Genomic DNA, 19,777 nt, shown 5'->3' on the forward strand with positions numbered 1-19,777 from the left:
GTACCCGACGCCCTGCCCCACGCCGTACCCGTCACCGGCCGGCGCCCTACGCCGTGGTGAGTCGTCCGTCGATCATCTCCAGGACGCGGTCGCAGTGCTCGAGCACGTCATGGTCGTGGGTGACCATCACCGTCGCCACCCCGAACTCGTGCGTCTCGCGTGCCAGCAGCCCGACGACCTCGTGGCTGCGCCTGCGGTCCAGTGCAGCGGTGGGCTCGTCGACCAGGACCCCTCGAGAGGACCGAACCGTGACCAGGACCGGCACTGTCGCCCCACCGGTCGTCCAGGTGGAGCACCTGCGCAAGACGTACGGCACCAAGGTGGCCGTCGACGACGTCTCGCTGACCGTCGAGAAGGGCGAGATCGTCGGCATCCTCGGCCCGAACGGCGCCGGGAAGACCACGACCGTCGAGATGATCGCGGGTCTGCGGGTGCCGGACGCCGGCGACGTCCGGGTGCTCGGCCTGGACCCGCAGCGTGACGGCCCGGCTCTCCGCGAGCGGCTCGGCCTGCAGCTCCAGGAGAGCGAGATGCCCGCGAAGATCACCGTGCAGGAGGCGCTCGACCTGTACGCGTCGTTCTACGCGAAGCCCGCCGACCCGGCCGACCTCATCCGCGACCTCGGGCTCACCGATCGACGCGACACCCAGTTCCGCCGGCTGTCCGGCGGCCAGAAGCAGCGGCTCTCGGTCGCGCTGGCGCTCGTCGGGAACCCGGAGGTGGCGATCCTCGACGAGCTCACCACGGGCCTCGACCCGCAGGCGCGGCGCGAGACGTGGGGGGTGATCGAGCGGATCCGCGACCGCGGCGTCACGATCCTGCTGGTCACGCACTACATGGAGGAGGCCGAGCGGCTCGCCGACCGGGTCCTGCTCATCGACGCCGGTCGGGTGGTCGCCGAGGGCACCCCGGCGCAGCTGGCCGCCCGCACCACCGCCCAGACCGTCCGGTTCACCGTTCGGGAGGCACTGCCCGCCGGGCTGCTCGAGCGGCTCCCGGGCGTGGCGGCGGTCACCGTCAGCGGCACCGACTACGAGGTGCGCGGCGCCGAGATGGCCGTCGACGTCGTGCTCGCCGTCACCGGCGCGGGTCTGCGCCCCCAGCACCTCCGCGTGGAGCAGGGCTCACTCGAGGAGGCGTTCGTGTCCATCGTCACCGCCGGCGCTGCCGGAAGGGAGGCCTGAGATGACCACCACCACCGTCGGCCGTCCCCGTGCCACCGGGACGGCCCGCAGCCCGCGCGTCCTCGCGGCGCTCACCGCGTCGGAGGGCCGGCTGTACCTGCGCGAACCGGCCAACGTGTTCTTCGGTCTGTTCTTCCCGGCCGTGCTGCTGCTCGGCCTGGGCCTGCTCATGCCGTGGGCCGACGAGCCGTTCAGCGAGACCGACCCCGTCCTGTCCCAGGTCACGGCGATCACCGGCTACACGCCGATCGTCCTGGCGCTGGCCATCGGCACGGTCGCCTACTCGACCTTCCCGCCCACCATGGGCGCCTACCGCGAGAAGGGCGTCCTGCGGCGTCTGTCGACGACGCCCATACCGCCGTCACGGCTGCTGGTCGCCCAGCTGCTGGTGAACATCGGCATGCTCGTCGTGGCGTCCGGCCTCGCGGTGGCGGGTGGGGCGCTCGTGCTGGACATCGGGATGCCCAAGGACGTGGGGGTCACGCTGCTCGCGTTCGTCGTGGGTGCGGCCGCCTCGATGTCCGTGGGCTCGCTCATCGCCGCACTCGCGCCGACCGCCGGCGCGTCGACAGGTGCCGGCATGCTCGTCTACATGACCTCGCTGTTCTTCGCCGGGGTCTGGTTCCCGCTCCCGCTGATGCCCGAGGTCGTGCAGACGATCAGTCGGTTCACCCCGCTCGGTGCGGCGTCGCAGGCGCTCGCCGCCGGCTGGTACGAGGGCCGCTTCCCGGGCATCGAGCTGCTCGTGCTGGCGGTCTGGACCGCCGTGCTCGTGCCGCTCGCGGCGCGGCTGTTCCGCTGGACCTGACCGCGCCCCGACCGGACGGGTCGGGGCGCGGTCAGTCGCCCGTGGGACCGGCGACGACGACTCTCAGCGGGTGGCGATCCGGATCATCGCCCAGGACACCGGGGGCAGGACGGCGTGCAGCTGCCCGTCGTCGAGGGTGACGCCCGCCAGTGGCCTGGGGGCCACCGAGGTCGAGTCGGCAGCGGTCGCCTGCCAGGTGTGGTCGGGGTTCGACAGCTCGACCGCCTCGACCACCCGGGCGCCCGGGAAGGCGCGCAGGTCGACGTCGACGGGGGTCGGACCGGTCGTCGAGCGGTTGACGACGAACACCGCGACCTCACCGGCATCCGCGTCGTGCGTGGCGACCGCGTCGACGAGTGGCACGAGGCCGAACTTCTTCGTCTCGTAGGTCTCACCCTGGATCGGCACCGTGAGCACGTCGCCCTTGGCGTACCGCGCCGTGAGCGCGAACGGGTGGAACGTCGTCTGGCGCCACGCGGGCCCGCCGGGCTCGGTCATGATCGGCGCGATGACGTTGACCAGCTGCGCCAGCGACGCCGCGTGGACCCGGTCGGTGTGCCGCAGCAGTGAGATGAGCAGGTTCCCGACCACCACCGCGTCGGCGACGTTGTACCTGTCCTCGAGGAGCACCGGCGCAACCGGCCAGTCGTCGCCCTCGGGGACCTTGGACTCCACCCGCTTCTGGTACCAGACGTTCCACTCGTCGAACGAGATGTGGATCCGCTTCTCGAGCTTCTTGGCGGCGCGCACGGCGTCGGCCGTGGCGACGACACCCTCGATGAAGTGGTCCATGTTGACGGCGGAGGCGAGGAAGGAGCCGAGGTCGCCGTCCTCCTCGTAGTAGTAGACGTGCGCCGACACGAGGTCGACGATCTCGTAGGACTCGGACAGCACGACCCGCTCCCACTCGCCGAACGTCGGCATGTCGCTGGACGACGAGCCGCACGCGACGAGCTCGAGGTCGGGGTCGACCATCCGCATCGCGCGGCCGACCTCGGCGGCGAGCCGCCCGTACTCGTAGGGCGTCTTGTGCCCCACCTGCCACGGCCCGTCCATCTCGTTGCCGAGGCACCACATCGTCACGCCGTAGGGCTCGGTGCCGCCGTTGGCCCGCCGCTGGTCGGACAGGGTCGTGCCCCCGGCGATGTTGCAGTACTCGAGGATGTCGAGCGACTCGGCGATGCCGCGCGTGCCCAGGTTGACCGCCATCATCGGCTCGACGCCGGCCTTGCGGCACCACGCCATGAACTCGTCGACGCCGAAGGTGTTGGGCTCCGTCGAGTGCCACGCCAGGTCCAGCCTCGTCGGCCGCTGGTCGAGCGGGCCGACGCCGTCCTCCCAGCGGTAGCCGGAGACGAAGTTGCCGCCCGGGTATCGGACTGTCGACACACCCAGCTCCCGGACGAGGTCGAGCACGTCGGTGCGGAAGCCGGACTCGTCGGCACTCGGGTGCCCGGGCTCGTGGATGCCGGTGTAGACGCACCGTCCCAGGTGCTCGACGAAGGAGCCGAAGGTCCGCCTGCGCACGGGTCCCACCACGAAGGCCGGGTCCACGATGATGCGGGTTGTCGTCATTGTTGGTACTTCCTCAGCAGTGTCGAGTCGGTTGTGCCAGGTGTCGTGCCGTGGCGGTGCGCCCGCCGACGACGACGGGACGACCAGGAGTGCCCGCGGGCCCAGCCCGGTCGTCCCGCCTTCGGGGTGTTTCAGACGCCGTGCGTCACGGTGCCTACTGACCCAGCTCGTTCTCCAGGTCCGCCTGGGCCTGGGCGAGTGCGTCCGAGATCGGCATGCCGTCCTCGAAGATGCTGTTCTGCGTCTCGGTGTTCAGGAGGTTGTTCACCGACGGCATCGCGGAGTTCGAGTACGACGTCAGGTTGCCGATGCTGTCCTTGATCTCGAGCAGCGCATCGAACGGGTTGTTCTTGAAGTACTGGACGAACTTGTTGTCCGGGTTGTGCGTGATGGCCTCGTCCTCCCACACCGTGGTGTTGAGCGGGTCGAAGCCGAGCAGGTTCCAGGTCTCGACGTTGCCCTCGTAGGAGAGCTTCGCCCATGCGACGAACTCGGCCGCGAGCTCGGCGTTCGGACCGTCCTTGACGACGGCCGTACCGGTGCCACCGCCACCGACCGAGACGACGACGGGGTTGTCGACGGTGGGCGGCGGAGCGATGGCGATCTTCCCGGCGGAGTCGGGCATGTAGGCCAGGTAGCGCGAGGTGAACCAGAACGGCATGACGGCGGCGGCGAAGTCGCCGTTGTTGTACGCGCCGAACGCCTCCTCGGTGTCGGGCTGGCCGCCCGGCGGGACCGCTGCCGCGTTGGCGTCCTGGAGGCCCTTGAGGATCTCCATCGCCTGGGTCAGCTCGGGGCTGTCGACGTTGACCTTGCCGTCCTCGGTGAAGTACTCGCCGCCGAGCTGGGCGAGCAGGAGGCCCTCCTGCCAGCTGGCCGACGTGTCGACGGTGCCGAAGTACTTGCCGGTGGCGTCGTAGTACGCCGCGCCGGCCGCCGAGTAGTCGTCCCAGGTCTTGATCGTCGTGTAGTCGATGCCCGCGGCCTCGAGGAGCTCGGTGTTGTAGAAGGCCACCGTCGCGCCGACGTGGAAGTCCATGCCGTAGAGCGCGCCGTCCTTCGAGAACAGGTCGAGCCTGGCCTTGACGATGTCGTCGACGTAGGGCGCCGCGGCCTCGGTCAGGTCCATGAGCGCCGGGGTGCCCGTGACGAACTGCGGGAACTTGCCGGCCTCGATGTCGGCGATGTCCGGAGCGCCCTCACCCGAGGTCAGCGCGATCTGGAGCTTGTTGTGCATGTCGTCGTACGGCAGCACGTTGACGTTGATCTGAACCTTCTTGTCGGGGTTCAGCTCGTTCCACTTGTCGGCCATCGTCGTGTAGTACGTGCCGTGCAGCTCGACGAAGGTCCAGAGCTCCAGCGGCGTGGCGCCCTCGACCGGCGCCTGGGTGATGACCTGACCCTCGTCGGCGGTCTCGTCGCCGCCGCCTTCGGCGTCGCCGCCGGTGCTGCAGGCAGCGAGCGCGGCGACGGCCAGCCAGGCCGTCAGCGCAGCCGCTATGGGCTTCCTCATCTTCATCGTTGTAATCCTTTCTGGTTTGCCAGCATCCATTGCCAGACGCTGCGTTGGTGGGGCCTCGCCAGGCGGCGGGCCGCTCAGCCCTTGACTGCGCCTGCGGTCATTCCCTCGATGAAGAACCGCTGGAAGGCGAGGAACAGCGCGAAGATCGGGAGCATCGAGAAGAAGGACCCGACGATCAAGAGCTCGTAGTTGTTGCCGTACGGCGTCATGAGCGTGTTGAGGCCGATCGGCAGGGTGTAGTTCTCGGGGCTGCGCAGGGCGAGCAGCGGCCACAGGAAGTTGTTCCAGCTGCCCATGGCGTTGAGGATCGCCATCGCCGCGAAGGCCGGCTTGGCGATCGGCAGGATGAGCCGGAAGAAGATCCCGTACTCCGTGACGCCGTCGATGCGCCCCGCCTCGACGATCTCCTTGGGGATGCCCCGCAGGTACTGCCGGAAGAACATGATCGTCACGGCGTGCGCCAGGAACGGCACGATCACCGCGACGTAGGTGTCCTGCAGGTGCATGTCGTTGATCTGGATGTACAGCGGGAGCATGAGCATCTCGAACGGCACGGACATCAGCAGGATCACGCTGATGAACAGCGTGTTCTTGAACCGGAACTCGTACATCGCGAACCCGTAGGCGACGAACGAGCTGATGGCCAGGGTCAGGACCACCTGGACGAGCGTGACGAGCGTGCTGTTGAGGAACCAGCGGAAGTAGCTGCCCGAGTCGGTGAACAGCATCACGTAGTTCTGCAGGCCGGCCTGGGAGAAGTCGATCCCGAGGTTGAGGCCGTTCCGGATGATCATGTTGCCGTCCTGGAACGTCCCCACGAAGATCGCCCAGAGCGGGATGAGGACCAGGACGATGATCGCCAGGAACAGGATGGTCATCAGCGTCGAGGCGCTGACCGAACGGCGCCGCGCCGCCTTGCCCTCGTCGGTGACCGTGCGCCGGCCGCCCTCGAGGCCGGCCCCGCCCCGAGGGGTCTTGAGGGACGTCGGCGCTGTCATCGCTCCTCCTTCTTGAACGTGCCGGTGGCGATGAGCTGCGGGATGTTGATGGCCAGCACGAGGACGAGCAGCACCACACCGACCGCCGACGCGTAGCCGAGGTCGTTCTTCTCGATGCCCTGCCGGTACAGGTAGCCGACGATCGTCAGGCCGATGTTCTGCGGGGAGTTGTTGCCGCCCCAGAGCATGAAGCTCTCCATGAACATCGCCAGGCCGGCGTAGACGCTGATGGTGAGGACGAACACGGAGGTCGGCCTGATCTGCGGGAGCGTGATGTGCCAGAACTTCTGCCAGGACGACGCCCCGTCGATCGAGGCCGCCTCGTAGTAGTCGGTGGGTATCGCCTGGAGGCCGGCCATGAAGTACAGGATGTTGACGCCCGTCCATCGCCAGCTCGCGATCGTCAGCAGCGCCAGGAAGCCGGTGCTGGACTCCTTCAGCCACTTGATCGGCTCGGCGCCGAAGATCCCGATCAGCTGGTTCATCAGCGCCGAGTCGGACTCACTGAAGATCAGCCGGAAGATGATGCCCGCGACGACGACGGACGTCAGCGCCGGGATGAACAGCAGCGACTTGAAGATGCCCTTGAACCGCTCGCTGCCGAGCTTCGAGTTGATCAGCACCGCCAGCAGGAGCGGGATGGGGATGAGGATGAGCAGCGTGAAGATCATGTATTTCAGGCTGTTGCCCAGCGCGAGGAAGAACAGGCGGTCACCGAGGAGCCGCTCGAAGTTCCGCAGCCCGACACTCTCCACCTGCCCCGGCAGGATGTGCTGGCCGCTCATGATCCCCGACTTGATGAGCGGACTCACCCAGAAGATCGCCAGGGTGAGCACGAAGGGGAGCACAAAGACGTAGGGAGCCACCTTGGGCGAGTACAGGAACTTCTTCATCGCACGTCCTTCTTCTGGGACACGCACCGCGCTGGCTCGGCGCCAGTCGAGGGCCCGCCACGCGCTGATTGGTCCGACCACCACAGGCGGCGACCGGAACCCGGCAGACCGATCATGGGCAGTGCGAGACTCGAGGCACGGAGGGCCCCTCGCCGAACTCGACGTCGTGCCATGCCTACCTCCCCGAAGCCGTCGTCCTCGTTGTCGACGTGGGTGGCGCCGGCGCTCCCGGCGGTCGAGCGGCCGTACCCGGTGGTCAGGTGGCCCTGCTCGATCAGCCGATGTTAGCGCTAACGTCGGGATGACCATACTTCCCGGATCGCCTGCCTGCAAGGGTGTGGAGCGTCCGTGGACACGTACCTCGGTGGGCGGGTGTCGGGCCGGCGGGGCCCCAGCGGGCTGTCCGGGGGATGTGAGCAGAGGCTGCCGGTCGTGCCCAGAGCGGCGAAGAGCCGGCGACCCTGAGGCCCCCGGCTCTTGCTCGTCCTGGGGGATTCCCCAGGCTTCTGTGCGCGAGGGGGGACTTGAACCCCCACGTCCTTGCGGACACTGGCACCTGAAGCCAGCGCGTCTGCCATTTCGCCACTCGCGCGCGCCGCAGAAGGCTAGCACGCTTTCCGGAGCCCCCTGAGGAGCGTGGAGAGGCCGCCGAGAGGCCTCTCGGCGGATACGATCAGGTCCGGACCTCTGGTCGGCTGGGTCGGCGGACCCGCCGGCCCGCCATCCAGCAACGACGCGGTCGACGGGCTCAGCACCCGCCGAGTGAAGCACGAGCAGACGCGAGGAGGTGGCATGGGAGTTCTCGACAAGTTCGAGAAGGGCGTCGAACGCGTCGTCAGCACAGCCTTCGCCAAGGCCTTCCGCAGCGAGGTCAAGCCGGTCGAGCTCGCGAGCGCGCTGCGCCGTGAGGTCGACGACCGTGCCGCCGTCGTCGGGCGTGACCGGACCGTCGTGCCGAACGAGTTCACCATCGAGCTCTCGTCCGCCGATCACCAGCAGGTGGAGTCCTGGGGGGCCGAGCCGCTGGCCGACGAGCTCGCGGCCAACGTGACGGATCACGCGACCCACCAGCGCTACGCCTTCGTCGGGCCGGTGACCGTCAGCTTCGTGCAGAACGACGAGCTGGAGACCGGCCGGTTCCAGGTGCGCAGCGCGACGGTGCGCGGGGCCGTCGCCCCGGCGACGAGCGTCGCGGCGAGCCCGCGGCACCCCCTGGTGGACATCGACGGTCAGCGCTACCTGCTCACCGGACCGGTCACCGTCATCGGACGCGGCAGCGAGGCCGACATCATCGTCGACGACCCGGGCATCTCGCGGCGCCACCTCGAGATCCGCGTCACGCCGGACGGCGTGGTCGCGAGCGACCTCGGCTCGACGAACGGCACCTACGTCGAGGGCCACCAGGTCCCCGCCGCGACCCTCGTCGACGGCAACACGATCACCATCGGTCGCACCCGGATCATGTTCTGGACCGGCACCGACGCCGGGTCGGAGGACGAGGACAGGTGATCGCCGAGCATGAGTGAGCTCACGATCACCCTGCTGCGGCTGGGCTACCTGGTCCTGCTCTGGGTCTTCGTGCTCGCAGCCATCGGCGTCCTGCGCCGGGACCTGTACGGCACCAAGATCGTCAACCGCCGGATGCGTCGCACGTCGTCCGGATCGGGGACGGCCACGCCGGCCGGTACGCAGCCCGCACCGCCGTCCGCCGCCGTCGGCCGTTCGGCGCCCTTCCCGCGGCGCGAGGTCGGAGCGCGCCGGCTCGTCGTGACCGCCGGCCCGCTGCGCGGCACGACCCTCCCGCTCGCGTCCTCGGCGATCCTGATCGGCCGTGCACCGTCCTGCACCCTCGTGCTCGACGACGACTACTCGTCGCAGCGGCACGCCCGGGTCTTCCCGCAGGACGGCGGGTGGTTCGTCGAGGACCTCGGCTCGACCAACGGCACCTTCGTCGGCCGCGAGAAGATCGCGCAGCCGACAGCAGTCAGCGTCGGCGTCCCGATCCGGGTCGGCCAGTCCACCCTCGAGCTGCAGAGGTAGGGGGAGGCGCCCGTGACGATCGCCCTGCGGTACGCCGCGCGCTCCGACGTCGGTCTGGTCCGGTCCAACAACCAGGACTCCGCCTACGCGGGGCCGCACCTGCTCGCCGTCGCCGACGGCATGGGTGGCCACGCGGGCGGCGACGTCGCCTCCTCGGTCGCGGTCGCGCACCTCGCCCCGCTCGACGACGAGGCGCACGGACCGGACGATGCGCTGGCCGAGCTGGGCAACGCGCTGTCCGCCGCCCACGACGAGCTGCTCGCCCGCGCCGAGGAGGACCCCGAGCTCGCCGGTCTGGGCACCACGGTCACGGCGCTGCTCCGCTCGGGCAACAAGCTCGCGATGGCGCACATCGGCGACTCACGCGCCTACCTGCTGCGCGACGGTGAGCTCGCCCAGGTGACCACCGACCACTCGTTCGTCCAGCACCTGGTCAACACCGGGAAGATCACCGCCGAGGAGGCCGAGCACCACCCGCAGCGCTCGGTCCTGCTGCGCGTGCTCGGCGACTTCGACATGGAGATCGTCCCCGACATGTCCGTCCGCGAGGCGCGCGCGGGTGACCGCTGGCTGCTGTGCTCGGACGGCCTGTCCGGGGTCGTCAGCGCCGACACCATGGCCGAGACGCTGCGCGACGTGGCCGACATCGACGCGTGCGCCGACCAGCTCGTCCAGCTCGCGCTGCGCGGTGGCGCACCGGACAACGTGACGGTCGTGCTCGGCGACGTCGTCGAGGTCGACGCGCTGCCCGACGGCGCCGCACCGAGCACGACGTCGCACGTCGTCGGCGCGGCCGCCCTCGACCGGCACCGGCCGACCGTCGGTGGCCAGGGTGCGGCGGCCCGGGCGGCGGCGCACTCCGCCAGGGCCCGTGCCGACCGCGACGCCGAGGCGGACGCCGCCGGCAAGCCGGAGAACCGGACGCCGACCCCCCGGACCGACGAGGAGGAGCCCGAGCCCTCCCGGACCCTGCGGCGCGTCGTCTGGTCGGCGGTCACCCTCCTGGTGCTCGGCGGCATCGGCTACAGCGCGTACCTGGGCTACGGCTGGACCCAGGACCAGTACTACGTCGGGATCGACGACGGGCGGGTCGCGGTCTACCGCGGCATCCCGCAGTCGCTCGGGCCGCTCGACCTGTCCGAGGTCGTCGAGACCAGCCATGCGGCGGTCGCGGACCTGCCGGGGTACGTGCAGGACCGGCTGGCCGAGACGATCCGGGCCAGCGACCTCGAGAACGCCCGCGCCCGCGTGGCGCAGCTCGAGACCGAGGCGGACGGATCGTCGTGACGACGGCCGCCCCTCGCGCCGCCGCCCGCTCCCGGCGTGGGGCCCGGTGATGGCGACCGTCGCTCCGCACCGGGTCCGTGCCGGCAGGTCCCTCGAGCTGGCCCTGCTCGTGCTCGCCCTGAGCATCGGTGTGGGTGCCTACGCCCTCGTCGGTCTCGCCACCGCCGGGACGATGCCGGCCGACATCTTCGGCTACAGCGCCGGCCTGGTCGCGCTGTCCGTCGGGCTGCACCTGGTGCTGCGCTGGCGGGCGCCCTTCGCGGACCCGGTGATCCTGCCGGTCGCCGTGGCACTGAACGGCGTCGGGCTGGCGATGATCTACCGGATCGACTTCGCGTACGGCCTGCGCGGCCGCGAGTCGAGCTTCGCCGAGCGGCAGATGGGCTGGACCGCCCTCGGGGTGGTGCTCGCCGCAGCCGTGCTCATCCTGCTGCGCGACCACCGGACCCTGCGGCGCTACACCTACACCGCGATGATCGCCGGCCTCGTCCTGATCGTCCTTCCTCTGGTGCCCGGGCTGGGCGCGGAGATCAACGGGGCACAGATCTGGATCCGGGTCGCCGGCAACTCCTTCCAGCCCGCCGAGATCGGCAAGATCGCGCTCGCCGTGTTCTTCGCCGGGTATCTGGTCACCACGCGCGACACGCTCGCCCTGGCTGGCCCGAAGGTGCTCGGCCTGCAGCTGCCGAGACCGCGCGACCTCGGTCCGATCCTGCTCGCCTGGGCCGTCTCGCTCGGCGTGCTGGTCTTCGAGCGCGACCTCGGCACCTCGCTGCTCTTCTTCGGGCTGTTCGTCGGGATGCTGTACCTGGCCACCGAGCGGCTCAGCTGGGTCGTCATCGGCATGACGCTCTTCGTCGGCGGAGCCGCGCTCGCCGCCAAGGCGTTCAGCCACGTCGGCGCACGCTTCGAGGCCTGGCTGCACGCCCTGGACGACAACGTGTTCAACGCGTCGCCGGGCGGCTCCGGCCAGCTCGTCCGCGGTCTGTACGGGATGGCGAGCGGCGGGCTGTTCGGCACCGGCTGGGGCCAGGGCCGACCGGACCTGGTGCCGTTCGCGGAGTCCGACTTCATCGTCGCCTCCCTCGGCGAGGAGCTCGGTCTGACCGGCCTGCTCGCCGTGCTCGTGTGCTACCTGGTGCTCGCCCAGCGCGGCCTGCGCACCGCCATCGGCGTCCGCGACGGCTTCGGCAAGCTGTTCGCCGGCGGGATGTCCTTCGTCGTGGCGTTCCAGTGCTTCGTCGTGGTCGGCGGGGTGACCCGGATCATCCCGCTGACCGGTCTGACCATGCCGTTCCTCGCCTACGGGGGGTCGTCGCTGCTGGCCAACTGGGTCATCGTCGCGCTGCTCCTGCGGATCTCCGACAGCGCCCGTCGACCCGCGGGTGCGACCGGCACGATCGGCATCGTCGAGCTGCCCGGCTCCGGCGACTCGGGCGCGGCGCGTCCGGTCGGGGGCGCCGGCGCCGAACGCGGCACGGCTCCGGTCGCGGCAGGCTCCGACGACCAGGCGACCGAGCTGATCGACGTCGGTGACCTCGACCGATGAACACTCCGCTGCGTCGTCTCGCGACAGTCGTCGTCGTCATGTTCCTCGCCCTGATGGGCGGTGCGACCTGGGTCCAGTTCGTCCAGGCCGGCGACCTCAACCTCGACCCGCGCAACGTCCGCACCCTGTACCGCGAGTACGGCAACGCACGCGGGCCGATCGTCGTGGGCGGCAACGCGATCGCCGCCTCGACCCCGATCGACGACCCCTTCGGCTACCAGCGCGCCTACACCGCCGGCGAGCTCTACGCACCGGTGACCGGGTTCTACTCGGTCGTCTACGGCCGCGACGGCATCGAGGAATGGATGAACACCGAGCTCAACGGCTCGGCCGACTCCCTGTTCTACGCCCGCCTCGAGGACCTCATCACGGGCCGCCAGCCACAGGGGGCTGCGGTCGAGCTGACGATCGACCCGGTCGTGCAGCAGGCCGCGTGGGACGCCCTGGGTGATCAGCGCGGAGCCGTCGTGGCGATCGACCCGACCACCGGGGCGATCCTGGCCATGGTCTCGAAGCCGAGCTACGACCCGAACGTGCTCGCCGGCCACGACACCGCCGCAGTCAACGAGGCGTGGACGGCGCTGCAGGCCGCCGAGGGCAACCCGATGTCCAACCGCGCGATCGCCGGCACCACCTACCCGCCGGGCTCGACCTTCAAGCTGATCACGGCAGCCGCCGCCCTGGAGTCGGGGATGACGCCGCAGACCGAGCTCGCCGCACCGGTCGAGCTCGACCTGCCGCAGACCTCGGCGATGCTCGGCAACTTCGGCGGCGCCGCCTGCAGCCCGACCGGCACGCTGAGCCTCGCCGACGCGCTGCGCATCTCGTGCAACACGGCGTTCGGCCAGCTCGGCCTCGACCTGGGCGACGACGCCCTGCGCGCGCAGGCCGAGGCCTTCGGCTTCGACGCCCCGCTGAACGTGCCGATGCGGGTCGCCGAGAGCCACTTCCCGGCCGACCCGGACGCACCCCAGACGGCGATGTCGGCGATCGGCCAGTACGAGGTGCGCGTGACGCCGCTGCAGATGGCCATGGTCTCGGCGGCCGTGGCCAACGGCGGCGTCCAGATGCGGCCCTACCTCGTGCAGTCGGTCCGCAGCTCGGACCTGACGGTCGTCTCGGAGACCAGCCCGACCGAGCTGTCCCGGCCGATCTCGTCGGTCACGGCCGCCGCGCTGCGGGACATGATGGTCGGCGTCGTCGCCTCCGGCAGCGGCCAGGCGGCCCAGATCGCCGGCGTCCAGGTCGCGGGCAAGACGGGTACCGCGCAGACGACCGAGGACGTCGCACCGCACGCCTGGTTCACGGCCTTCGCGCCGGCCGACAACCCGCGGGTGGCCATCGCCGTCGTCGTCGAGAACGGCGGCGCGATGGGTAGCGAGGCCACCGGTGGCCAGGTCGCTGCACCCATCGCCAGGGCCGTCATCGAGGCGGTGCTCGCCCGATGAAGCCGATCGCCGACATCGCCCTCGGTGGGCGCTACCGACTCGTCTCGCGGATCGCCGTCGGCGGGATGGGCGAGGTGTGGGTCGCGCACGACGAGTCCCTCGCCCGGGACGTGGCGGTCAAGGTCCTGCGCGAGGAGTTCGCGGGCGACGCCGGGTTCCTCGAGCGCTTCCGGGCGGAGGCCCGCAACAGCGCCCAGCTCTCGCACCCGAACATCGCCCAGCTCTACGACTACGGCGAGCAGGACGGCTCGGGGTTCCTCGTCATGGAGCTCGTCCTCGGCGAGCCGATGTCCGACCTGCTGGACCGCCAGCCCGTCCTGCCCACCCGACGGCTGCTGCCGATCCTCGCCCAGACCGCGCGGGCCCTGCACGCCGCGCACGTGGCCGGGGTCATCCACCGGGACGTCAAGCCCGGCAACATCCTGCTGGCCCGCTCCGGCCGGGTGAAGATCACCGACTTCGGCATCGCGACAGCCAGCAACCAGATCCCGATGACCGCGACCGGGATGGTCATGGGCACCGCCCAGTACCTCTCGCCCGAGCAGGCGATCGGCCGGGCCGCGACCCCTGCGTCCGACATCTACTCGCTCGGCATCGTCGCCTACGAGTCCCTGGTCGGGAACCGACCGTTCACCGGTCCCACCGCCGTCGACATCGCCGTCGCGCACGTGAACACACCGGTCCCGCCGATGCCGACCGACGTGGAGCCCGAGCTCGCGGCGCTGGTCATGCGGATGCTCGACAAGGACCCCGAGGAGCGTCCGCGGTCGGCTGCGTCGCTCGCCCGGACCCTCGACGGGATGCTCGACCGCACGCCTCCCGGTGGGACCCCGCTGGCGTACGGCCGGCACGCCCGGGCGGTCGACGTGCTCGACGGCATGGCGTCGGCTGCGGCCGCCGGGGGCAGCGCCCCGTCGGGGACGTCGGGCCAGGGTGCCTCGGGCAACCCCGAGCGCCCGGCGCTCGGCAGCCTCGAGGACGAACCCACCGACGCGCGGCCGCCGACGCCCGGGGTGGGTACCCGGGCGACAGTCGTGCCGGGACGTTCGATCGAGGAGTCCGCCGGACGCCGCACCGCGGCCGTGCCACCGGTCTTCGCGCCACCGGCACCGCCGCCGGTCACCGTCGCCGACGCCGATGCCCCGACCGGTGCTCCGGGCCTGTTCCTCGGTCGGACCTCGACGACGACCGGCCGACGGTGGGGCCAGGTGTCCCGACCTCTGGTCGTGCTCGTGCTCATGCTGCTCTTTGCGCTGCTCGGCGCCCTGTTCGCCGATACGCTCTGGGGGCCGTCCCGCGCGACGGGGCCGGACCGGACCGGCGACCCGTACGAGATCGTGATGGTCGCCTCTGCCGTGCCAGGCGACAGTGGTGAGAAGATCGGGCCGATGCCCGACCAGGACAGCGGCCGGACCACGAACCGTGGCCCGACGACGGCTATGCAGACGACGACAGCGAGGGACCAGTAGTGGTGGACGACGCACCTCGGATCCTCGGCGGCCGCTACGAGGTCGGCGAGCTCATCGGGCGCGGCGGGATGGCCGAGGTTCACATCGGCCACGACACGCGCCTCGGCCGTACCGTGGCGATCAAGATCCTGCGCTCGGACCTCGCTCGCGACCCCTCCTTCCAGGCCCGGTTCCGTCGCGAGGCCCAGGCCGCCGCGAGCCTCAACCACCCGGCGATCGTCGCGGTCTACGACACCGGCGAGGACGTCTTCACCGAGCCGACCGGCGGCGGCGTCGCGCACGTCCCGTTCATCGTCATGGAGTACGTCGAGGGCCACACCGTCCGCGACATCCTGCGCGACGGCGCGGCCGTGCCGATCGAGGAGGCCGTGGAGATCACCACCGGCGTCCTCTCGGCGCTCGAGTACTCCCACCACGCGGGCATCGTGCACCGCGACATCAAGCCCGCCAACGTCATGCTCACCCCGACCGGCGCGGTCAAGGTGATGGACTTCGGGATCGCCCGGGCCATGGCCGACGCCGCCGGGACGATGACCCAGACCCAGGCCGTCATCGGCACCGCGCAGTACCTGTCACCCGAGCAGGCGCGTGGCGAGCAGGTCGACGCCCGCAGCGACCTGTACTCGACGGGCTGCCTGCTGTTCGAGCTGCTCACCGGACGTCCGCCGTTCATCGGCGACTCGCCCGTCGCTGTCGCGTACCAGCACGCCCGCGAGGAGGCCCAGCCGCCCAGCACCTTCGCCTCGGACGTGCCGGACGGCCTGGACCGGATCACGATGAAGGCGCTCGCGAAGGATCGCGACCAGCGCTACAGCACGGCCGCCGAGTTCCGCTCCGACCTCGAGTCCGCGGTCCGTGGCGGGCACATCAACGCCCCGGCCGTCGGCGCCCTGGGCGCGGCCGCGTTCGGTGCGGGCGCTCTGGGCGCCGGCGCAGCCGGCCTCGGTGGCGGCCCGGCCACGGCTGCGACGCAGGTGATCCGCGCGGGCGTCTCACCGGCGCAGGTCGTCCCCGCCGCCAACCCGTGGGGCCAGGTCGGCGCCGAGCCCACCGGACCCGCGGCGCACCGCTACCCCGATCCGGAGGACGAGGAGCCGAACCGCCGTTGGGTCGTCTGGGCCCTCGTCGTGGTCGCGATCGCGGCCATCGGCGGCATCCTGTGGCTGCTGACCCAGGGTGACCCTGCCGGTCCGACGGAGCCGACGACGGTAACGCTCAAGGACCTCACCGGCATGGAGGAGAGCCTCGCGCAGAACGAGATCGAGGACCTCGGCCTGACCTACAAGCCCCTGACCGAGGCCAGCGCCGACGTCGCCGAGGGCCACGTCGTCCGCACGAACCCCGGGGCCGGCGAGGTGCCCGCGGCCAGCACCGTCGAGGTGTGGATCTCCGGCGGACCCGACGCGGTGACGATCCCGACCCTGACGAACTTCACCCAGGTCGATGCCCGCGCGACCCTCGAGGGGCTCGGCTTCGACGAGATCCTGACCCGCACGGAGGACAACCCCTCCGTGCTCAAGGACGCCGTCATCGGCACCGAACCGGCCGCCGGGGAGTCCGTCGCGCCCAACACCCCGATCACCCTGATCCTGTCCACCGGCCAGGTCGAGCTCGTGGACCTCACCGGCAAGCTGGAGGCCGAGGCGCGGCAGATCCTGGTCGACCTGCGCCTGATCCCGACGATCACGCAGGAGGAGAGCGACGAGCCGGTCGGCACCGTGATCAGGCAGTCGCGGACCCCCGGACCGGTGCCGCAGGGCGCCGACGTCACCCTGACGATCGCGATCGCGCGGGCACCGGCGCAGGTGACGGTCCCGGACGTCGTGGGGATGACCTGGCCCAACGCGCAGAGCATGCTCGGCAGCTACAACCTCAACGCCGAGAAGGTCGACGAGCCCAACGCGGACATCCTGACGAAGGGTCTCGTGATCCGGACGGAGCCCGGCGCCGGCACCAACGTCGACGAGGGCAGCACCGTGCGCGTCATCGTCTCGAGCGGCCCAGGCCCGGACGCCACCCAGGCACCCTGACCCGACCCGCACCGAACCCTGTCAGACCTGTGGCCCCTCAACCGGGGGCCACAGGTCTGACAGGTCCGGGGTGGCGCCGGTCAGGCGTGGGCGGCCTCGCGGACGAGCGGGGCCATGCCGGCCGATGCCTCGACGGCGCCGACCAGGCCACAGATCTCCAGCCAGTTCGCCAGCAGCCGGTGGCCGCCCTCGGTGAGCACCGACTCGGGGTGGAACTGCACACCATGCAGCGGCAGGTCGCGGTGCTGCAGGCCCATGATCACGCCCGTGCCGTCGCTGTTGAGCGTCCTGGCGGTGACCACGAGCTCGTCCGGCACCGTCCCGTCGACGACCGCGAGCGAGTGGTAGCGCGTCGCGACGAACGGTGACGCAAGGCCTGCGAGCACGCCGGCGCCCTCGTGCGTCACGGCACTCGTCTTGCCGTGCATGAGCTCGGGTGCATGGGTCACCGTCGCGCCGAAGACCTCACCGAGGGCCTGGTGGCCGAGGCAGACGCCGAGCATCGGCAGACCGGCGGCCGCACAGTCGCGGATCACGTCCATGCTCTGCCCGGCCGCCCGCGGCGTTCCCGGACCCGGCGAGATCAGCACGCCGTCGAAGCCCTCGCGCTCGGCGAGCGGAGGCACGGCGTCGTTGCGCACGACGACTGTCTGCGCCCCGAGCTGGTCGAGGTAGCCGACGATCGTGTAGACGAACGAGTCGTAGTTGTCCACGACGAGGATCCTGGTCATCTCACTCATCCACCGTGATGTCGTTGACGGGCATGGACGGGGCGATCGGCAGGAGCACCCAGGTGCGACAGCGTGCCACCTGGGCCACCGCGCGCACCACCGGGAGCCGTCACGACGCCTCCGGGACCGTGGCGAACTCGAGGCCGACGGTCTGCTCGTACGCGGGGAGCAGCAGCTCGGTCTCGGTCGTGACGGACCAGCCGAGGCCGATCAGGTCGACGTAGTCGAGGAACTCCTGGATCTCCGGCGACGCGAGCAGCGTCTCCTTGAGCTGCTCGGGATCGCCGATCGCCCGGACCACGTACGGCGGCGAGTAGGTCTGCCCGTGCAGCAGCAGGACGTTGCCGACGCAGCGGAAGGCCGACGTGGAGATGACCCGCTGGTCCTGCAGCGTCATGGCCTCGGCGCCACCGGCCCACAGCGCGTTGATCACGGCCTGGAGGTCCTGCTGGTGGATCACCAGGTAGTCGTTGGTGACCCACGCCGGGTGACGGCTGCTGGGCTGCGCGTCGGTCAGGCGCACCGTCAGACCCGGGCCGGTCGCGGCCACGCGACCGGCCGCGAACGCGAGGAGGTTCGCCTCCTGCGCCAGCTCCGGGCTGAGCTCGGACGTCTGGGCGTCGGTGAGTCGCTCCACCTCGCCGAGCAGGCTCTCGACCTCGGACTCGAGCTCATCCGCGGCGTCCTGCTCCGCCTCGACCAGGCCGGCGAGGTCCTGCGGGTGACGCGCGCTGGTGCTGTCGGCCAGCCGCGCGTTGGCGGCGAACAGGAAGCCGGCCAGCAGCAGCACGGCCACGACGCCCACCGCACCCCAGACGGGCGGGCGAGGCGCACGGCGGTGCCGCTCGGCCATCGGTGTCCTCCCGTCCCGGTCTGCGCGTGCTGCGCGACGGGTGGCGTCGCGGTGCCCACTACGCTAGACGAGAACACCGGGCGCTCCGTGCGCCCCGAGCCTGCGAAGCACAGGAGCCACACCGTGCCCGAGTCGAAGTCGCGCAAGAAGCCCGCCTATGTGCCGCCGCCCGCCCCGCACGTCGCCAAGACCAACCCGACCTGGCTCGTCCCGACCATGCTGACCCTCATGGTGGGCGGCCTGCTCTGGATCGTGGCGACGTACATCTTCCAGGCGGACTACCCGATCCCGGGGATCGGCAACGGCAACCTCGCCATCGGCTTCGTGATGATCATCGCCGGGTTCGGCCTGACCACGCGCTGGCACTGACGCCCACGGTCCCCCATCTGGGCGACCACCCGGCTGCTGCCGCCGTGCCCCTGCTCGCACCGGGCTCGCCCGGCCCCGGAGCGCCGGCGCGCACATCTCGACCACGGCCCACCGGTCCGCCGGTGGGCACTCGTGCGTCCGGGGCCCTGCCCGGAATCCGCCCGGATGCGCCGGGCCCGGTCCGGATGCGCCGCAGGAGGTCCCGATGCGCCGCAGGAGCCTGGCCGCGCGCCGAAAGTTCTCCCCAGCGGTGGACATCTCTGTGGATAACTACACCGGTGTAGTTCAGACCGTGGCGTACTTGAGCGCCGCCAGGACCACGAGCAGGATGCCGACACCGACGGTCGCCCCGACGCCGATCGTCCGGCGCCGCGCCTTGGGCGCGTAGGCGTACGCGCCGCCCAGGACGAGTCCGACGAGCAGCCCACCGAGGTGGGCCTCCCACGAGATCCTCGGCACGACGAAGCCGATGACGGCGTTGATCGCCAGGATCACCAGGATCCCGCTGGCGCTGCGCCCTAGGCGCCGCAGGACCACGAGGATCGCGCCGAACAGCCCGAAGACGGCACCGGAGGCGCCGACGACGCCCTGCTGCCAGGTGCCACCGAGACCGGGGGTCGCCAGCAGGGTCACCATGACCGCGCCACCGATGGCCGACAGCAGGTAGAGGCTCACGAACCGCCACCGGCCGAGCGCCGGCTCGAGGTTCTGCCCGAGGACCCACAGCGCGTACATGTTGAAGGCGATGTGCAGGAAGCTGCTGGGGTCGTGCAGGAACGCGGACGTCAGGAAGCGCCACGGTTCGACGTCGCCCACCGAGGGCGCGAAGATCAGCGCGTTCGTGAACCGGTCGCCGACCGCGAGCTGGAGCAGGAAGCCGACGACGTTCAGCCCGATCAGCGTCGTCGTGACGACGGGCACACCGCCGCGCATCGGGGCGCCGAACGCGGTGCGCGCCTGCGGGGCGGTGCGGCTGGCCGCGCGCACACAGTCCACGCAGTGCACCCCGACGGCCGCCGGG

17 protein-coding genes, 1 tRNA gene and 1 pseudogene are annotated in these 19,777 nt (G+C 70.9%); 10 read left to right on the forward strand and 9 right to left on the reverse strand.

Translation table 11 applies throughout. The features are described from left to right. Positions 1-46: 46 nt before the first annotated feature. Positions 47-229, reverse strand: a pseudogene (locus K415_RS23350) (ABC transporter ATP-binding protein); the annotation flags it as partial. 19 nt (positions 230-248) lie between these two features. On the opposite strand from K415_RS23350, the gene K415_RS0106760 reads away from it, so the two are divergent. Next, the gene (locus K415_RS0106760; protein ID WP_029663290.1) at positions 249-1,184 is read left to right on the forward strand and encodes an ABC transporter ATP-binding protein; all 936 of its coding nucleotides are present in this window, start codon (positions 249-251) and stop codon (positions 1,182-1,184) included. A gap of 1 nt (position 1,185) precedes the next feature. Further along, complete coding sequence (locus tag K415_RS0106765) at positions 1,186-1,992, forward strand: ABC transporter permease (RefSeq protein WP_024286324.1); 807 nt, start codon at positions 1,186-1,188, stop codon at positions 1,990-1,992. 63 nt (positions 1,993-2,055) lie between these two features. On the opposite strand, the gene K415_RS0106770 is transcribed toward K415_RS0106765, so the two are convergent. From K415_RS0106770 to K415_RS0106790, 5 genes are all read right to left on the reverse strand, one after another. Then, positions 2,056-3,567: an alpha-N-arabinofuranosidase gene (locus K415_RS0106770; protein WP_024286325.1), complete on the reverse strand. Its 1,512-nt coding sequence runs from the start codon at positions 3,565-3,567 to the stop codon at positions 2,056-2,058. A 154-nt stretch (positions 3,568-3,721) separates the two neighbouring features. Beyond that, positions 3,722-5,086 (reverse strand): ABC transporter substrate-binding protein, encoded by a 1,365-nt coding sequence (locus tag K415_RS0106775; protein WP_024286326.1) that lies wholly within the window; start codon positions 5,084-5,086, stop codon positions 3,722-3,724. A gap of 77 nt (positions 5,087-5,163) precedes the next feature. Continuing rightward, entirely contained in the window at positions 5,164-6,087 is a 924-nt protein-coding gene (locus tag K415_RS0106780; RefSeq protein ID WP_024286327.1) for a carbohydrate ABC transporter permease, read from the reverse strand. Continuing rightward, on the reverse strand, positions 6,084-6,980 hold the full coding sequence (locus tag K415_RS0106785; protein ID WP_024286328.1) for a carbohydrate ABC transporter permease: 897 nt from the start codon (positions 6,978-6,980) through the stop codon (positions 6,084-6,086). Before K415_RS0106785 ends, K415_RS0106780 begins: the two co-directional genes overlap by 4 nt. Positions 6,981-7,489: 509 nt before the next feature. Continuing rightward, a tRNA-Leu gene (locus tag K415_RS0106790) sits at positions 7,490-7,572 on the reverse strand. 200 nt (positions 7,573-7,772) lie between these two features. On the opposite strand from K415_RS0106790, the gene K415_RS0106795 reads away from it, so the two are divergent. The 7 genes from K415_RS0106795 to pknB are packed head-to-tail and all read left to right on the forward strand — an operon-like array spanning position 7,773 to position 16,803. After that, positions 7,773-8,489 carry a DUF3662 and FHA domain-containing protein gene (locus K415_RS0106795; protein WP_024286329.1) on the forward strand — a complete coding sequence of 239 codons (717 nt, stop codon included), beginning with the start codon at positions 7,773-7,775 and terminating at the stop codon, positions 8,487-8,489. A gap of 9 nt (positions 8,490-8,498) precedes the next feature. Then, positions 8,499-9,020: an FHA domain-containing protein gene (locus K415_RS0106800; protein ID WP_024286330.1), complete on the forward strand. Its 522-nt coding sequence runs from the start codon at positions 8,499-8,501 to the stop codon at positions 9,018-9,020. A 12-nt stretch (positions 9,021-9,032) separates the two neighbouring features. Beyond that, positions 9,033-10,307 (forward strand): Stp1/IreP family PP2C-type Ser/Thr phosphatase, encoded by a 1,275-nt coding sequence (locus K415_RS0106805; protein WP_051480436.1) that lies wholly within the window; start codon positions 9,033-9,035, stop codon positions 10,305-10,307. A 49-nt stretch (positions 10,308-10,356) separates the two neighbouring features. Continuing rightward, positions 10,357-11,856: an FtsW/RodA/SpoVE family cell cycle protein gene (locus K415_RS0106810; protein WP_024286331.1), complete on the forward strand. Its 1,500-nt coding sequence runs from the start codon at positions 10,357-10,359 to the stop codon at positions 11,854-11,856. Continuing rightward, positions 11,853-13,304: a penicillin-binding protein 2 gene (locus K415_RS0106815; protein WP_024286332.1), complete on the forward strand. Its 1,452-nt coding sequence runs from the start codon at positions 11,853-11,855 to the stop codon at positions 13,302-13,304. Before K415_RS0106810 ends, K415_RS0106815 begins: the two co-directional genes overlap by 4 nt. Continuing rightward, positions 13,301-14,773: a serine/threonine-protein kinase gene (locus K415_RS23355; protein ID WP_024286333.1), complete on the forward strand. Its 1,473-nt coding sequence runs from the start codon at positions 13,301-13,303 to the stop codon at positions 14,771-14,773. Before K415_RS0106815 ends, K415_RS23355 begins: the two co-directional genes overlap by 4 nt. Beyond that, positions 14,773-16,803, forward strand: a complete 2,031-nt coding sequence (gene pknB, locus K415_RS0106825; RefSeq protein ID WP_024286334.1) for a Stk1 family PASTA domain-containing Ser/Thr kinase — start codon at positions 14,773-14,775, stop codon at positions 16,801-16,803. The genes K415_RS23355 and pknB overlap by 1 nt, the downstream gene beginning before the upstream one ends. 80 nt (positions 16,804-16,883) lie before the next feature. On the opposite strand, the gene K415_RS0106830 is transcribed toward pknB, so the two are convergent. Together K415_RS0106830 and K415_RS0106840 are read right to left on the reverse strand one after the other, a co-directional pair. Next, positions 16,884-17,534 (reverse strand): aminodeoxychorismate/anthranilate synthase component II, encoded by a 651-nt coding sequence (locus K415_RS0106830; RefSeq protein WP_024286335.1) that lies wholly within the window; start codon positions 17,532-17,534, stop codon positions 16,884-16,886. Between the two features lie 109 nt (positions 17,535-17,643). After that, positions 17,644-18,387, reverse strand: coding sequence for a DUF881 domain-containing protein (locus K415_RS0106840; RefSeq protein ID WP_024286336.1), 744 nt, complete (start codon positions 18,385-18,387; stop codon positions 17,644-17,646). 123 nt (positions 18,388-18,510) lie between these two features. On the opposite strand from K415_RS0106840, the gene K415_RS0106845 reads away from it, so the two are divergent. Then, positions 18,511-18,756 (forward strand): cell division protein CrgA, encoded by a 246-nt coding sequence (locus K415_RS0106845; protein WP_024286337.1) that lies wholly within the window; start codon positions 18,511-18,513, stop codon positions 18,754-18,756. Between the two features lie 285 nt (positions 18,757-19,041). Here the strand turns inward: K415_RS0106845 and K415_RS0106850 are convergent, their stop codons facing one another. Beyond that, on the reverse strand, positions 19,042-19,752 hold the full coding sequence (locus tag K415_RS0106850) for a rhomboid family intramembrane serine protease (protein WP_369795191.1): 711 nt from the start codon (positions 19,750-19,752) through the stop codon (positions 19,042-19,044). Positions 19,753-19,777: the final 25 nt, after the last annotated feature.

Origin of the sequence: Cellulomonas sp. KRMCY2 (assembly GCF_000526515.1) — a bacterium.
GTDB lineage: Bacteria > Actinomycetota > Actinomycetes > Actinomycetales > Cellulomonadaceae > Actinotalea.